Raw genomic sequence first — 14,596 nt, forward strand, 5'->3', positions numbered from 1 at the left:
CCTGGTTCCACATCCCTGTCCGTCCTGCCCATCCATGTCCGAACGCCGCTCCATTGCCGCCCTGCCCGACCTGCTCATCAGCCAGATCGCTGCCGGCGAGGTCATCGAGCGGCCCGCGTCGGTGCTGAAAGAACTGCTGGAGAACGCCATCGATGCGGGCGGCCGCGCGCTCGAGGTGCGGCTGGAAGGCGGCGGCATCCGCCGCATCGCGGTCACGGACGACGGCAGCGGCATTCCGCCCGAAGAGCTGCCGCTGGCGCTGGCGCGCCACGCCACCAGCAAGATCCGCAACCTGCGCGAACTGGAGTCCGTGGCCTCGATGGGGTTTCGCGGCGAGGCGCTGGCGTCGATCGCCTCGGTGGCGCGAGTCACCATCATCTCGCGCACGCGCGACGGCGACCATGCCTGGCAGATCGACGGTTCCAGCGGCGTGGTGTCGCCAGCCTCGGGCCCGGTGGGCACCACGGTGGACGTGCGGCAGCTGTTCGACTCCGTCCCGGCGCGCCGCAAGTTCCTGCGCGCCGAGGCCACCGAATTCGGACACTGCCTGGACGTGCTGGAGCGCATCGCGCTGGCCAACCCGCACATCGCCTTCCGCCTGTTCCACCACGACCGCGCGCAGCGCCAGTGGCTGCCCGCCGAGCCCGCGCAGCGCATCCGCGACGTGCTGGGCGCCGAGTTCACCTCGCAGGCCCTGCCGCTGCAGAACGCCATCGGCGCCATCGCGCTGGCCGGCATGGTGTCGCGTCCCACGGCGGCGCGGGCTCGCGCCGATCGCCAGTATCTGTACGTCAACGGCCGCTTCGTGCGCGACCGCACCGTCAGCCATGCGCTGCGCGCCGCCTACGCGGACGTGCTGCATGGCGACCGCCAGCCCGCCTATGTGCTCTACCTGGACGTCGATCCCGGCGCGGTGGACGTCAACGTGCATCCGGCCAAGAGCGAAGTTCGCTTCCGCGACAGCGGCGCGGTGCACCGCTACGTCAGCCAGGTCGTGGGCCAGGCCCTGGCCCAGACGGGTGGCGCGCAGGCCGCGGCGCCGGCCGCGCAGACGACCGTCGAACCGGCATCCGCTGCCCCGCGCGGCGAGACCGCGAATCCAGGCGCCATCGGCCCTGCGCGTGCCGCGCCCGCGTATGCGGGTCGCGCGGCCGCAGCGCCCTCCACCGGCTCGGCGCAGCGCCCGCATACGCAGGTGCCATTCCGCCTGCATGCCGAGCCCGCCGGCATTCCCGTTTCCGACTGGCAGGCGCTGTATCGTCCGCTGGCCGAACCGGCGCGCAGCCCCCACTCCGGCCAGCCCGAGGCCGCCGTGGTCGACCATGCCGCCGCCCCCTACCCGCTGCCCGAACCCGCCGCCGTGCCGATGCTGCGCGAACCGGCGCCGCGTCCGCTGCCCGACGGCGAACATCCGCTGGGCATGGCGCTGGCCCAGGTGCACGGCATCTACATCCTGGCGCAGAACGCGCGCGGCCTGGTGCTGGTGGACATGCACGCCGCGCACGAACGCGTGGTGTACGAGCAGTTGAAGCACGCGCTGGACGCGCGCAGCCTGCCCCGCCAGGATCTGCTCGTGCCGGTCGTGTTCCATGCCGCCGAAAAGGACGTGGCGCTGGTCGAGGAGTACGAACAGCAGCTCTCGGATCTGGGCTTCGAGATGCGGCCCGCCGGCCCCAACTCGATCGCAGTGCGCTGCGTGCCGGCGCTGCTGGCGCGCGGCGACATCGAGAGCCTGGCGCGCTCGGTGCTGCGCGATCTGGACAACGTAGGCGTGTCGCAGCTGCTGACCGAGCAGCGCAACGAGCTGCTGGCCACCATGGCGTGCCACGGCTCGGTGCGCGCCAATCGCAAACTGACGATAGAAGAGATGAACGCGCTGCTGCGCCAGATGGAGGCCACCGAGCGCGCCGACCAGTGCAACCACGGCCGGCCCACCTGGGTGCAGTGGTCGGTGTCAGACCTGGACAAGCTGTTCCTGCGGGGCCAATGATGCACGCGCCCGGTCACGCCGCGGCGACGATGCGTCGCCGCCATTTTCCATCGCCGTCGCCGGTTCGCTGCCCGCCGGACCGTCGCGCCTGATGCCCATGCTCAACGACGACCTGGTCATCTGCCTGGCAGGCCCCACCGCCGCCGGCAAGAGCGCCGCCTGCCTGGCGCTGGCGCGGCGCTGGCCGCTGGAAATCGTCAACGTCGACTCCGCCACCATCTACCGCGGCATGGACATCGGCACCGCGAAGCCCTCGGCACAGGAGCGCGCCCAGGTGCCCCAGCACTTGCTGGACATCCGCGACCCCACGCAGTCGTATTCGGCGGCCGAATTCCGCACCGATGCCCTGCGGCTGATCGCCGATATCCGCGCACGCGGCAACGTGCCGCTGCTGGCCGGCGGTACCATGCTGTACTACAAGGCCCTGCGCGACGGCCTGGACGACCTGCCGCAGGCCGATCCCGCGCTGCGTGCGGAACTGGAATCGCGCGCCGCCGAACGCGGCTGGCCAGCGCTCCATGCGGAACTGGCGCAGCTCGACCCCGCCACCGCGGCACGCCTGTCTCCCAACGACAGCCAGCGCATCCAGCGCGCGCTGGAAATCTGCCAGCTGAGCGGCAAGCCCATGTCGGAACTGCTGGGCGGCGCACGTACGGCCGGCCAGCAGGGCGGCCCGCGCTATCACACCATCAGCCTGGAACCCTCGGATCGCGCGGGCCTGCATGCGCGCATCGCCATGCGCTTCGACGCCATGCTGCAGGCGGCATTCGTGGAAGAGGTGCGCGGCCTGCATGCGCGGCCAGACCTGCACCCCGAATTGCCCTCGATGCGCTGCGTGGGATATCGCCAGCTGTGGGGCTACCTGGACGGCGAGGTGGACCTGCCCACCGCGCGCGAACAGGGCATCGCGGCCACGCGGCAATTGGCGAAGCGGCAATTGACCTGGCTGCGCGCGCAGCCGGAACGCACGGTGGTGGACTGCATGGCGGCCGATGCCGCATCGCAGGTCGTGGACGCGATGGCGCGGCTGCTGCCGTCCGCCGCGTAGGCGGCGCACCGCCCGGCCCGCCTGCCAGCCGCTTCGCAGCGCATGCCCGCGGTATGGCACGCGTGCCGCGCACGGCACATATATCAATATCCGGCAAGAATATTTTTTCTTCGGAAAAATAGTTAGCGCCGAAAAGCCCTCGCAATACAGTGTCCGACACCCATCAAGGCAATGTCGCCGCCAGGCGCGCGCCTTGCCACTCATCGCCAGGACACCGCCATGCCTTCATCCACTGCCCGCCAGGGCGCATCCGTGTCGCGCCGCCGTGCGCTCAAGCAGGCCGCAGGACTGGCCGTGGCGGGCGCCGGCCTGCTCGGCTACGCCGCACGCGGCCTGGCGCAGGCCGCCGCGCCGGCCGTGGTCTCACGGATTGGCGAACGCGTCGCCTTCAAGTATCCCGACAACCCTTCTTTCGACCTGGTCTACCTGGCCGACGACCTGGGCTATTTCGAGGGCACGCAGACCCGTCCCAAATACATCGGCAAGATCGCCGCGCCGCAGATCATCCCGCTCACCAGCATCGGCGAGATCGACTTCGGCTCGCGCATGGTGCCCCTGGTGATCTCGGCGGTGGCCGCCGGCGGCGACATCAAGGTGGTGGCCGCGGGCAACAAGACGCTGCGTGACGCGCCGCACATGAAGTACTTCGTGCGCAAGGATTCCGGCATCAGCACTCCCAAGGACCTGGAAGGCAGGACCGTCGGCTTCAACAGCTTCGGCGCATGCGCCGAGTTCGTCACCAAGACGTGGCTGCGCCAGCAGGGCGTGGACGTGAAGAAGATCAACTTCGTGGTCATTCCGGACGACCAGGCCGAACAGACCCTGGCCACGGGGAACACAGACCTGGCCATCATCCATGCTCCGTTCTCGGGCCGTGCGGACCAGGCCGGGACGCTGACGCGGCTGTGGAGCGACTACGACCTGGACGGCGGCCTGGGCGGCATGCAGCCGTACAGCGCGCACGGCAAGTTCATCCGCGAGCATCCGCAGGCCGTGCGGGACGTGGTGACCGCCATCGCCCGCGCCGCCAATTGGGTCAACGCCAATCCCGAAGAGGCGCGCAAGCTGGTGTCCAAGCGCATCAACCTGCAGCTGGAATACGTGGACCGATATGCCTACGTCGACAATCTGGTGGTGACCGAGCCGCCGATCCAGTACTACATCGACGTGCTGGAAGCCGAAGGCAAGCTGCCCAGGGGCAAGGTGAAAGCCACGGACATCTACACCAACGCGTTCAACCCTTACGCGCGGGCCTGAAGCGATGGCGGACAAGATCGTCGCCCAGGGCGTGGGCAAGGCATATCCGGTGCGCGGCGAGGACGGACGGCCCGCCACCCTGCCGGTGCTGCGCGACTTCGACCTGCGCGTGCGCGAGGGCGAGTTCATCTCCATTCTCGGGCCGTCCGGCTGCGGCAAGTCCACGTTCCTCAGCATCCTGGCTGGCCTGACCCCGCGCAGTGCCGGCAGCATCGCCATCGACGGCACGCCGCTGCACGGCATCAACCCCGACCAGGGCGTGGTGTTCCAGGGCTACGCGCTGTTTCCGTGGCGCACCGTGCTGGAGAACATCGAGGTCGGACTGGAGATTCGCGGCATGGCGGCGGCCGAGCGCCGGCGCATCGCCCAGGAGCACCTGGAGCAGGTGGGCCTGCACGGCTTCGGCAATCGCTATCCGCACGAGATCTCGGGCGGCATGAAGCAGCGCGTGGCCATCGCGCGCTCGCTGGCCTACAAGCCCGACGTGCTGCTGATGGACGAACCCTTCGCGGCGCTGGACGCCCAGACGCGCGAGATCCTGCAGGACGAGCTGCTGCGCCTGTGGGAGCGCCATCGCAAGACCATCGTGTTCATCACGCACAGCCTGGACGAGGCCATCTTCCTGTCCGACCGGATCGCCATCATGACCCGCCGCCCCGGCACCATCAAGGAAATCATCGACGTGCCGCTGCTCCGCCCCCGCAGCCCGGAACTGCGCAACACCGAGGCGTTCGTGCGTCTTCGCCAGCGCGCATGGGACATCCTGAAAAGCGAGGTGCAGTTCCTCGACCCCGCCGCCACGCCGCGCCCGCTGGGTGCGACGGCGAACCCGGCCGAGCGGGACACGCTGGCGGGAGCGGCGCCATGAGATGGCGCGACCACGGCCTGGGCCTGATCGGCATCGCGGGCTTCCTGCTGGCCTGGGAACTGCTGCCGCGCGCCGGCGTGGTCAGCCAAGCCTACCTCAGCCCGCCGTCCGAAGTGCTGCGGGCGGTGGCCGGCCTGGCCGGGCAGGGCGAACTGGCGAAGCACGTGCTGGCCAGCCTGCAGCGTTCGCTGTGGGGATTGCTGCTGGCCATCGCGCTGGGCGTGTCGCTGGGCCTGGCCATGGGCCGTTTCGCCCGCTTCGAGCGCGTGGTCGATCCCATCCTGCAACTGTTCAGGCAGACCTCGGCGCTGGCGCTGTTCCCGGTGTTCGTGCTGTTCCTGGGCATAGGGGAACTGTCGAAAGTGGCCATCATCTTCTGGGCGTCGTTCTGGCCGGTGCTGCTGAACACCATCGGCGGCGTCAAGCAGGTCGATCCGCTGCTGGTGAACGCGGCGCGCTCGATGGGCGCGTCCGGCGCCTTCGTGTTCCGCAAGGTGGTGCTGCCGGCGGCCTCGCCGTCGATCTTCACCGGCGTGCGGCTGGCGGGCACTTACTGCATCACCGCGCTGGTGGCCGCCGAAATGATCGGCGCGCATTCTGGCCTGGGCTTTCTGACGCTGAATTCCCAGGAGGTGTTCCAGATTCCGTCGATGTACGCCGGAATCCTGCTGCTGGCGCTGCTGGGCCTTGCGCTGAACTATGTGCTGGCGCTGATCGAGCGCTGGCGCACGCGGTGGCGCCGCGGCCTGGCTCCGGAGATCTGAGGCGGCATGGGCGCCAAGCGAACCCTGCGCCGCCTGGGCGCGGCGACGCTGCTGCTTGCGGCCTGCGCCGCCGTATCGGCAGGCCTGTCCGCCCGCGCTCCGGAGCTGGTCGGCCATCTGCGGGAGCGGGCGCAACGCTGGCTGGCCGCCTGGACGCCCGCGCCGGACTGGCGCGCGCAGCCGCTGGGGCCCCTGCTGCAACAGGCGCGTCAGCGCGGCGCGCTGGTCGTGGCGGTGCGCGCCTATCCGCGCCCGGCTCCCGCCGGCGCCCCCGCGCCGCCCGAACCGGACGACTACGACACCGCGCTGGCCCGCCACATCGCCGACACGCTCGGCGTGCAGGCGCGCATCGTCCCTCTGGCCTCGCCCGACGAGAAGACCTCTGCGCTGGACACACTGGCGGGTCCGCAGGCCGACCTGATTCTGGCCGGCACGCGCTACGGCATGCCCATCGACAAGGGACTGGCGATGTCCGCCGACCGGACCGTGTCGGCCGCCTACGTCACGGGCCGCGCATCGCTAGTGGCGCTGCGCGCCGCGGCGCAGGCCTGGCGCGATCTGGCGGCACGGCCCGGCGCGCCCGGCCTGCTTGCAGGCCGCAGCGTCTGCGTGCAGCAAGGCAGCCCCTACGCCGGCCGCCTGGCGCGCGAACACGGCGCGAAGCCACGTCCGTATCCTTCCAGCGTGCATGCCGCCTATGCCTTCATGAGCGGCCAATGCGAAGTGCTGGCCGAGGATGAAGCCGTGCTGCAACGGCTAATGGCGCGCCAGGAGTGGCGCTTCTACCAGCGCCTGCCCATCGGGATCGAGCCCGACGCCCGCCAGCCGCAGATCTTGCTGGCACGGGCCGACGCGACATCGGCCGGCTACCTGGACAAGGTGGTGCGCTATTGGAAAGCCAGCGGGGCGCTGCAGCAGGCCCGCGAGCAGCGCGCCGGCCTGGTGAACCTGGAAGTCGCGGCGCTGCAGGATGGCCTGGTCTGCCATTCGTGAAGAGACGGCTTACACCACCACCGTCTGCGCCATGCCGTCCTGCTGCTCGACGATCTCGCCGAGGACGCTGACGGTTTCGCCCTGCTCGCGCAGCGTGGCGGCCACGGCGTCGGCCTGGTCGGCCGGCACCACCACCACCATGCCGATACCGCAATTGAACACCCGGTGCATTTCGGTGTCGGCCACGCCGCCCTGCTGCTGCAACCACTGGAACAGCTGCGGCATCTGCCACGCGTCGCGCTGCAAGCGGGCCGACAGGCCGTTCTGCAGGATGCGCGGCACGTTGTCCAGCAGCCCGCCGCCGGTGATGTGGGCCATGCCCTTGATGGCGGCGCCATGCTTGGCGATGGCGGCCAGCATCTGCTTGACGTAGATGCGGGTCGGGGCCATGACGACGTCGACCAGCGGCTGGCCGTGGAAGTCCTGGTCGGGTTTGGCGCCGGCGCGATCGATGATCTTGCGCACGAGCGAGTAGCCGTTGGAATGCGCGCCGCTGGACGCCAGGCCCAGCACCACGTCCCCGGGCTGGATGGACTTGCCGTCGATGATGGAGGACTTCTCGACCGCGCCCACGGCGAAGCCCGCGAGGTCGTATTCGCCGTCGGGATACATGCCGGGCATCTCGGCCGTTTCGCCGCCGATGAGCGCGCAGCCTGCCAGTTCGCAGCCGCGGGCGACGCCGCCGACCACGGCGGCAGCCGTGTCCACCGCCAGCTTGCCGCAGGCGAAGTAATCGAGGAAGAACAGCGGCTCGGCGCCCTGCACCAGAATGTCGTTCACGCTCATCGCGACAAGGTCGATGCCGACGGTGTCATGGCGGTTCCACTCGAACGCCAGGCGCAGCTTGGTGCCCACGCCATCGGTGCCCGATACCAGCACGGGCTCGCGGTACTTCTTGGGCACCTCGAACAGCGCGCCGAAACCGCCGATGCCGGCCAGCACGCCGGGGCGCATGGTGCGCGCCGCGAGGGGCTTGATGCGATCGACCAACGCGTCGCCCGCGTCGATGTCGACCCCGGCATCGCGGTAGGTAAGGGGAGCGGAGGAAGGATTCGTCATGAGAAAAACCGTGGGCTATGTAAAAATTGCGGGATTTGGGTGGAACTTTCCGATTTTACGACGCCGCCGGACCAGCTTGTCCCCCGGGGCGCCACGGCCCTGCGCGCACCCCTTCGCCATGCCCTTTCGGAAAGCCCGTTGATCGCCTCTCATGACCCGCCAGTTGCTGCTTGACGTTCTTGCCGTGCCAGCGCCCTCGCTGGCCAACTATATCGCCGGCCCCAATGGCGAGGCGCTGGCGGCGGCGCGCGCGCTGGCCGCCGGCCGCGCCATCTACCTGTGGGGCCCCGCCGGCTGCGGCCGCAGCCACCTGCTGCGCGCGCTGGCCGCCGAACCCGGCAGCATCTTCCTCGACGCCGGCAGCGATGCCGGCGCGCTGCGCGCCCTGGCCGAAGCCGAACCCGACGCGATGATGGACGGCCCCCACGCTCGCGATGCTCGCTGCCCCCCGGGGGGGCGGGCAGCGCCTTGGGGCGGCCCGGCGGCGCTGCCGGACGGCCCCCACGCTCGCGATGCTCGCTGCCCCCCGGGGGGGCGGGCAGCGCCTTGGGGCGGCCCGGCGGCGCTGCCGGACAGCCCCCACGCTCGCGATGCCAACTCCGTTCCGGCGGCGCTGCCGCGGCTGGTCGCGGTGGACGACGTACACCGCATGGATGGCGACCAGCAGGCGGCCCTGTTCGCCCTGTACAATCGCTGGCGCGAAACCACGGCCACCAGCCGGGCCTTCGCCCTGGCCGTCTCGGGCGACCGCGCGCCCATGTCCATGCCGCTGCGCGAAGACCTGCGCACCCGCCTGGGATGGGACCTGGTCTTCCGGCTCGAGCCGCTGTCCGATGCCGACAAGCTGGCCGCCCTTGCCGCCCAGGCTGCCGAGCGCGGCCTGCAGCTGGGCCCGGAAGTCGTCAACTGGATGCTGACCCATCACGAGCGCGACATCCGCAAACTGGCGGCGCTGCTGGACGCGCTCGACCGCTACTCGCTGGCCACCGGCCGGCCCATCACCATCCCGCTGCTGCGCGCCATGCTGGCAGACCCCGATTCGCAAGCGACATGACCGTTCCCCGCCTCGCCCTGTTCGACCTGGACCACACGCTGCTGCCGCTGGACAGCGACTATCAGTGGGCTGACTTCCTGGCGCGCACAGGCAGGGCCGGCGATCCGGTCGAGGCGCGCCGCCGCAACGACGACCTGATGGAGCGCTACAACCGCGGCGAGCTCACGGCCGAACAGGCCGCCGAGTTCATGCTGGGCCTGCTGGCCGCGCACACGCCGTACGACCTGGCCGCGTGGCACGAGGAATTCATGGCCGAGGTGATACGCCCCGCCATCACGCCCGCCGCCATCGAACTGGTCGACCGCCATCTGCGGGCCGGCGACCTGTGCGCGGTGGTCACCGCCACCAACAGCTTCGTCACCGCCCCCATCGCGCGCGCCTTCGGCGTGCCGCATCTGGTGGCCACCGATCCCGAGTACGCCGCCGGCCGCCATACCGGCCGCATCCTCGGCACGCCCAGTTTCCGCGAAGGCAAGGTCGTGCGCGTGCGCGACTGGCTGGCCGGCATGGACCTGAAACTTGCGGATTTCGCGGAATCGTTTTTCTATAGCGATTCGGTCAACGACGTGCCGCTGCTCGAGCAGGTCACGCGTCCGATCGCAACGAACCCCAGCCCCACGCTGCGTGCCATCGCGCAACGCCAGGGCTGGGAGGTGATCGACCTGTTCGATCACACCCAGGACGCCAAGTCGTAGACACATGATCACAACCACCATAAAAAAATTCGTCGGCCGCCTGTTCGGGCCCACCGTCGCCGGCGGCCCCCTGCGCATCGAGCGCGAGCGCCACGGCATAGACCGGCGCAACGTATCGCGCAACGCCATCAAGGTCTGCGACGTACTGCGCCAGCATGGCTACGAAGCCTACATCGTGGGCGGCGCGGTGCGCGACCTGATCGTCGGCCTCGAGCCCAAGGACTTCGACGTGGCCACCAACGCCACGCCCGAACAGATCCGACCGCTGTTCCGCCGCGCACGCATCATCGGCCGCCGCTTCCAGCTGGTGCACGTGGTGTTCGGCCAGGAGATCATCGAGACCTCCACGTTCCGCGCCCCGGCCAGCGTGGACCAGAAGACGGATGAGCACGGCCGCATCCTCAGCGACAATGTGTTCGGCACGCAGGCCGAGGACGCCGCGCGGCGCGACTTCACCATGAACGCGCTTTACTACGATCCGCACACCGAGGAAGTCATCGACTACCACGACGGCGTGCAAGACCTCAAGAAGCGCCAGATCCGCATGATCGGCGATCCGATCAAGCGCTATCGCGAAGACCCGGTGCGCATGCTGCGCGCCGTGCGCTTCGCCGCCAAGCTCAACGGCACCATCGAGCCGGCCACGCGCCAGCCGATCCGCACCATGGCAGGGCTGGTCGAGAACGTGCCCGCTTCGCGGCTGTTCGACGAAATGCTCAAGCTGCTGACCTGCGGACACGCCATGGACTGCCTGCGCCAGTTGCGCGGCGAGGGCCTGCACCACGGCCTGCTGCCGCTGCTGGACGTCGTGCTCGAACAGCCGGGCGGCGAGAACTTCGTGGAACAGGCGCTGGAACGCACCGACGCGCGCGTGCGGGCGGGCAAGGGCATCAGCCCCAGCTTCCTGTTCGCGGCGCTGCTGTGGCGCCTGGTGGACGCGCGCTGGAAGCAGTTGCGCGCCGAAGGCGAACACACCATGCCCGCCCTGGTGCAGGCCGCGGATTCGGTGCTGGACGAACAGACCGAGAAGCTGGCCATCCAGCGCCGCTTCTCGTCGGACATGCGCGAGATCTGGTTCATGCAGCCGCGCTTCGAGCGCCGCCAGGGCAAGGCGACCTACCGCATGATCGAGCAGCCGCGCTTCCGCGCCGCCTGCGACTTCCTGCAGCTGCGCGCCGCCGCCGGCGAGTTCGACAGCGTGCTGGCGCAATGGTGGATGGACCTGGCCAATGCCGACGACGCGACCCGCGCCGAGATGATCGAAGACACCGCCAGGCTGCCTCGCGAGGCCGGCGGCGATGGGCCCGCCCGCAAGCGCCGTCCCCGGCGCCGCCGTCGCGCGGGCGGCGGTGATGGCAATGCCGGCGGCGAATCGTCCGGCGCGCCGGACGCCGCATGACGCGACCGGGCGCCGCGCCCGCGCTGGCCTACGTCGGGCTGGGCTCGAACCTGGGCGACAGCGCCGGCACGCTGCGGGCGGCCCTGGCCGATCTGGCGTCCCTGCCCGGCATACTGTCGTGCAAAGCCTCGCCCATGTATCGCAGCGCACCCGTCGATGCCGACGGTCCGGACTACGTCAATGCCGTCGCCGCGCTCGATACCACCCTGCTTCCCCTGCAGCTGCTGGACGCGCTGCAGGCGCTGGAACTGCGCCATGGCCGCGAGCGGCCGTACTACCACGCGCCGCGAACGCTGGACCTGGATCTGCTGCTGTATGGCGGCGAGCGTATCGAAAGCGACAGGCTGACCCTGCCGCATCCGCGCATGCACGAACGCGCGTTCGTGCTGCTGCCGCTGCACGACCTGGCGCCCGCGCTGGTGCTGGGCCAGCGCCGCGTGGAAGACCTGATCGCCGCCCTGCCGGACCAGGACATCACCAGAATCGATTGATACGCCGCCGAACGGCAAGGCAGCTTGACGGAGCCGGCGCCGCGCGACGACGACGATGCTCGCTCGCCGTTCCTGACGTGCCCTCGGCGGCCGGAGGACGAACGCTATTCGCCCGCGCGCTCGAGCACCTGGCGCGCCCGCGCCACGACCGGCGCGTCCACCATCTTGCCGTCCAGCCGGAATGCGCCCGCGGCGTTGTCGCGATAGGCCTGCACCACGCGGCGCGCCCATTCGACCTCGGCCTGCGCGGGCTTGCACGCGTCGTGCACCACCGCGATCTGGCTGGGGTGTATGCACATCATCCCCGCGAATCCCATGTCGTGCGCCCGCGTGGCGGCCACGCGCAGGCCGACGATGTCCTGGATGTCGGGGTACACGCCGTCCAGCGGCGCGGCAAGTCCCGCCGCACGACTGTGCAGCAGCACCTGGCCGCGAGCCTGGTCCAGCAGCGCCGCCTCGCCCTCGGTGCCCGGCACCAGGTTCAGGTCGACGCCATAGTCCAGGCCGCCGAACGACAGCCGCGCCACGCCGGGCGCGGCGGCGATCTCGGCCAGGTTCAGTACGCCGCACGCGGTCTCGATGAGCGGCACGATGGGGATGCCGCTTTGCGCGGCGTGGCGCACGTGCGCCTGGCTTTCGGTTTTGGGCAGCAGGATGGCCGCCACGGCAGCGCGGCCGCGACAGGCGCGAAGATCGTCGTCGTGCCACGGCGTGGACGCGTCGTTGATGCGCACCCAGACGCGCGCCTGCGGCTGCGTGCCCAGGAAGTCGCACAGCGCCTCGCGGGCGGCGTCCTTGGCGAGATGCTCGACGGCATCCTCGAGGTCGACGATGACGGCATCGGCGCCGCTGGCCAGCGCCTTGGGGATGCGCTCGGGGCGCGTGCCGGGAACGAACAGGGCGGTACGTAGCAAAGACGGCATCAGACGACCTCAGCATCATGGAGGCGCGCGACTTCGGCGGGCGCGTACCCCAACGATGCTAGCACCGCATCGGTGTGTTCGCCCACCGCCGGCACCGGGTCCATGCGCGGCTCGAAGGCATTGCTGGTGGCGGGCGGCAGCAGCGCCGGCAGCATCCCCGAGGGGCTGTCGACCTCGCGCCATCGCCCACGCGCCTGCAGCTGCGGATGGGCCCAGACGCCCGCCATGTCATTGACGCGCGCGTTGGCGATCTGCGCCGCATCCAGGCGGTCGGCGACCTCCTGCACGTCCAGCGCGACGAAGGCCGCCACGATCAGCTCGCGCAGCGCCTCGCGGTTGGCGGCGCGGCGCGAGTTCGACGAGAACCGCTCGTCCTGCGCCAGGCCGGGCTGCCCCAGCACCTTGTCGCAGAACACCACCCACTCGCGCTCGTTCTGCAGGCCCAGCATGATGGTGGCGCCGCCGCCTACCGGGAACGGTCCGTACGGATAGATGGTGGCGTGGGCTGCGCCGGCCCGCACCGGCGGCGGCGCGCCGTCGAAGGCGTAGTACATCGGAAAACCCATCCACTCCACCATGCTTTCCAGCATGGAGACGTCGATGCGGCTGCCCTTGCCGGTGCGATGCCGCAGCAGCAGTGCGTTCAGGATTGCCGAGTAGGCATACATGCCGGCGGCGATGTCGGAGATGGAGCAGCCCGCCTTGGCGGGGTCCTGCCGCGTGCCGGTGACCGACACGAAGCCGCTCTCGCTCTGGATGAGCAGGTCGTAGGCCTTCTTGTCCTGGTACGGGCCGCCCTCGCCGTAGCCCGAGATATCACACACGACCAGCCGCGGATGACGGCCATGCAGCGCATCGAACGACAGGCCCAGGCGCTCGGCGGCACCGGGCGCGAGGTTCTGCACCAGCACGTCGGCCGAGGCCAGCAGGCGTTCCATCACGTCCTGCGCCTCGGGATGCTTCAGGTTCAGCGACAGGCTCTGCTTCGAACGGTTGGTCCAGACGAAATGCGAGGACAACCCGCGCACGCGCTCGTCGTAGCCGCGCGCGAAGTCGCCGACGCCGGGCCGCTCGATCTTGATGACGCGCGCGCCCATGTCGGCCAGCTGCCGCGTGCAGAACGGCGCGGCGATGGCGTGTTCGAGACTGACGACGGTAATGCCGTCCAGCGGACGGGGAGCCTCATTGCTCATTCGGAGAACCTCAGTTCGGCTTGATGGGCCAGGGTGCCGTCCTGCTCGGCCCACAGCCTGGCCAGGCCCGCGTCCGACACGTTGCCGGCCACGTGGAACGGCGTGGGCGCGATCAAAGGGCGCAGGCCGCGATAGGCCAGGTGTTCGAGCCTCGCCCCGGGACGCGCGCGTACGAAGGCGGCCACCATTTCGGTTGCGATGAGCGGTCCGTGCACGACCAGGCCCGGATAGCCCTCGGTGCCCGTGACGTACGGATGGTCGTAGTGGATGCGATGGCCGTTGAAGGTGACGGCCGAATAGCGGAACAGCAGCACCGGGCTGGGTTCGACCGCATCGCGCCATTGCGCCTGCGGCGCGGGCTCGGTGCCGGCCAGCTTGGGCGGCGAGGGCTCGCGATACACGATGTCCTGCTCTTCATGAAAGGCCAGGCGGCCCTCCTGGTGGTATTCGTGGCGCACGGTCACGAACAGCAGCGCGCCGGTGCGGCCGGTCTTTTCCTTGACGTCCTGCACGGTGGACACCCGTTCGGCCGGCACGCCGACCGTAAGCGGCCGGATGAACGTGACGCGCCCGCCCGCCCACATGCGGTTGCGGCCATCGGCCGGGGGCAGGAAGCCACCACGGGCCGGATGGCCGTCCAGGCCCAGGCCTTCGGCGTCGACGGCGCTAATGAAAAACGCCCATTGCCACAAGGGCGGCAACGGCTCGCCCTGCGCGGGCGCGGGCGCACCCAGCGCGGCGGCCACGCGCTGCGCGTGGCCCGGGTCGAGCGCGTCCGCCTTGCGCTCGCTGCTGCCGATCCAGGCGGTGGGATCAGGTTTGGTCATGCCGGTTCATCCTATGTGTGGGCTCCACGGCGCAG

14 protein-coding genes are annotated in these 14,596 nt (G+C 70.2%); 10 read left to right on the forward strand and 4 right to left on the reverse strand.

The window, feature by feature from the left end:
• Window positions 1-34 precede the first annotated feature (34 nt).
• The 6 genes from mutL (at window position 35) to CAL15_RS19445 (ending at window position 6,920) form a co-directional block, all read left to right on the forward strand.
• Window positions 35-1,990 carry a DNA mismatch repair endonuclease MutL gene (mutL, locus tag CAL15_RS19420; protein ID WP_086079997.1) on the forward strand — a complete coding sequence of 652 codons (1,956 nt, stop codon included), beginning with the start codon at window positions 35-37 and terminating at the stop codon, window positions 1,988-1,990.
• Between the two features lie 97 nt (window positions 1,991-2,087).
• Window positions 2,088-3,038, forward strand: a complete 951-nt coding sequence (miaA, locus tag CAL15_RS19425; RefSeq protein ID WP_086081190.1) for a tRNA (adenosine(37)-N6)-dimethylallyltransferase MiaA — start codon at window positions 2,088-2,090, stop codon at window positions 3,036-3,038.
• Between the two features lie 219 nt (window positions 3,039-3,257).
• Window positions 3,258-4,295: an ABC transporter substrate-binding protein gene (locus tag CAL15_RS19430; RefSeq protein ID WP_086079998.1), complete on the forward strand. Its 1,038-nt coding sequence runs from the start codon at window positions 3,258-3,260 to the stop codon at window positions 4,293-4,295.
• Between the two features lie 4 nt (window positions 4,296-4,299).
• Window positions 4,300-5,163, forward strand: coding sequence for an ABC transporter ATP-binding protein (locus tag CAL15_RS19435; RefSeq protein ID WP_086079999.1), 864 nt, complete (start codon window positions 4,300-4,302; stop codon window positions 5,161-5,163).
• A complete protein-coding gene (locus CAL15_RS19440; protein WP_086080000.1) occupies window positions 5,160-5,927 on the forward strand; it encodes an ABC transporter permease in 768 nt (255 codons plus the stop codon). Before CAL15_RS19435 ends, CAL15_RS19440 begins: the two co-directional genes overlap by 4 nt.
• 6 nt (window positions 5,928-5,933) lie before the next feature.
• Window positions 5,934-6,920, forward strand: a complete 987-nt coding sequence (locus CAL15_RS19445) for a substrate-binding periplasmic protein (RefSeq protein WP_086080001.1) — start codon at window positions 5,934-5,936, stop codon at window positions 6,918-6,920.
• A gap of 9 nt (window positions 6,921-6,929) precedes the next feature.
• Here the strand turns inward: CAL15_RS19445 and purM are convergent, their stop codons facing one another.
• Entirely contained in the window at window positions 6,930-7,979 is a 1,050-nt protein-coding gene (gene purM, locus CAL15_RS19450; RefSeq protein WP_086080002.1) for a phosphoribosylformylglycinamidine cyclo-ligase, read from the reverse strand.
• 151 nt (window positions 7,980-8,130) lie between these two features.
• Between purM and hda the strand changes: the two genes are divergently transcribed.
• Genes hda through CAL15_RS19475 form a run of 4 tightly spaced genes read left to right on the forward strand, consistent with a single transcriptional unit; the run spans window position 8,131 to window position 11,618 of the window.
• Window positions 8,131-9,033, forward strand: a complete 903-nt coding sequence (gene hda, locus CAL15_RS19460; protein WP_232468039.1) for a DnaA regulatory inactivator Hda — start codon at window positions 8,131-8,133, stop codon at window positions 9,031-9,033.
• Complete coding sequence (locus CAL15_RS19465) at window positions 9,030-9,728, forward strand: HAD family hydrolase (protein WP_086080003.1); 699 nt, start codon at window positions 9,030-9,032, stop codon at window positions 9,726-9,728. The genes hda and CAL15_RS19465 overlap by 4 nt, the downstream gene beginning before the upstream one ends.
• Window positions 9,729-9,732: 4 nt before the next feature.
• Window positions 9,733-11,127: a polynucleotide adenylyltransferase PcnB gene (gene pcnB, locus CAL15_RS19470; RefSeq protein WP_086080004.1), complete on the forward strand. Its 1,395-nt coding sequence runs from the start codon at window positions 9,733-9,735 to the stop codon at window positions 11,125-11,127.
• Complete coding sequence (locus tag CAL15_RS19475; RefSeq protein ID WP_086080005.1) at window positions 11,124-11,618, forward strand: 2-amino-4-hydroxy-6-hydroxymethyldihydropteridine diphosphokinase; 495 nt, start codon at window positions 11,124-11,126, stop codon at window positions 11,616-11,618. The genes pcnB and CAL15_RS19475 overlap by 4 nt, the downstream gene beginning before the upstream one ends.
• Window positions 11,619-11,722: 104 nt before the next feature.
• On the opposite strand, the gene CAL15_RS19480 is transcribed toward CAL15_RS19475, so the two are convergent.
• The 3 genes from CAL15_RS19480 to CAL15_RS19490 are packed head-to-tail and all read right to left on the reverse strand — an operon-like array spanning window position 11,723 to window position 14,561.
• Window positions 11,723-12,541, reverse strand: coding sequence for an HpcH/HpaI aldolase/citrate lyase family protein (locus tag CAL15_RS19480; protein WP_420042513.1), 819 nt, complete (start codon window positions 12,539-12,541; stop codon window positions 11,723-11,725).
• On the reverse strand, window positions 12,541-13,734 hold the full coding sequence (locus tag CAL15_RS19485) for a CaiB/BaiF CoA transferase family protein (RefSeq protein WP_086080007.1): 1,194 nt from the start codon (window positions 13,732-13,734) through the stop codon (window positions 12,541-12,543). The genes CAL15_RS19480 and CAL15_RS19485 overlap by 1 nt, the downstream gene beginning before the upstream one ends.
• Window positions 13,731-14,561, reverse strand: coding sequence for an FAS1-like dehydratase domain-containing protein (locus tag CAL15_RS19490; RefSeq protein ID WP_086080008.1), 831 nt, complete (start codon window positions 14,559-14,561; stop codon window positions 13,731-13,733). Before CAL15_RS19490 ends, CAL15_RS19485 begins: the two co-directional genes overlap by 4 nt.
• Between the last annotated feature and the right edge of the window lie 35 nt (window positions 14,562-14,596).

Origin of the sequence: Bordetella genomosp. 13, assembly GCF_002119665.1 — a bacterium.
Taxonomy (GTDB): Bacteria; Pseudomonadota; Gammaproteobacteria; order Burkholderiales; family Burkholderiaceae_B; genus Bordetella.

Bases quoted from the DNA above. Each gene is read 5' to 3' on its own strand.
- CAL15_RS19445 (WP_086080001.1), top strand. From the start codon at position 5,934: ATGGGCGCCAAGCGAACCCTGCGCCGCCTGGGCGCGGCGACGCTGCTG.
- CAL15_RS19485 (WP_086080007.1), bottom strand. From the start codon at position 13,734: ATGAGCAATGAGGCTCCCCGTCCGCTGGACGGCATTACCGTCGTCAGT.
- CAL15_RS19430 (WP_086079998.1), top strand. From the start codon at position 3,258: ATGCCTTCATCCACTGCCCGCCAGGGCGCATCCGTGTCGCGCCGCCGT.
- CAL15_RS19465 (WP_086080003.1), top strand. From the start codon at position 9,030: ATGACCGTTCCCCGCCTCGCCCTGTTCGACCTGGACCACACGCTGCTG.
- CAL15_RS19475 (WP_086080005.1), top strand. From the start codon at position 11,124: ATGACGCGACCGGGCGCCGCGCCCGCGCTGGCCTACGTCGGGCTGGGC.
- CAL15_RS19435 (WP_086079999.1), top strand. From the start codon at position 4,300: ATGGCGGACAAGATCGTCGCCCAGGGCGTGGGCAAGGCATATCCGGTG.
- purM (WP_086080002.1), bottom strand. From the start codon at position 7,979: ATGACGAATCCTTCCTCCGCTCCCCTTACCTACCGCGATGCCGGGGTC.
- CAL15_RS19490 (WP_086080008.1), bottom strand. From the start codon at position 14,561: ATGACCAAACCTGATCCCACCGCCTGGATCGGCAGCAGCGAGCGCAAG.
- CAL15_RS19440 (WP_086080000.1), top strand. From the start codon at position 5,160: ATGAGATGGCGCGACCACGGCCTGGGCCTGATCGGCATCGCGGGCTTC.
- pcnB (WP_086080004.1), top strand. From the start codon at position 9,733: ATGATCACAACCACCATAAAAAAATTCGTCGGCCGCCTGTTCGGGCCC.
- CAL15_RS19480 (WP_420042513.1), bottom strand. From the start codon at position 12,541: ATGCCGTCTTTGCTACGTACCGCCCTGTTCGTTCCCGGCACGCGCCCC.
- mutL (WP_086079997.1), top strand. From the start codon at position 35: ATGTCCGAACGCCGCTCCATTGCCGCCCTGCCCGACCTGCTCATCAGC.
- miaA (WP_086081190.1), top strand. From the start codon at position 2,088: ATGCTCAACGACGACCTGGTCATCTGCCTGGCAGGCCCCACCGCCGCC.
- hda (WP_232468039.1), top strand. From the start codon at position 8,131: ATGACCCGCCAGTTGCTGCTTGACGTTCTTGCCGTGCCAGCGCCCTCG.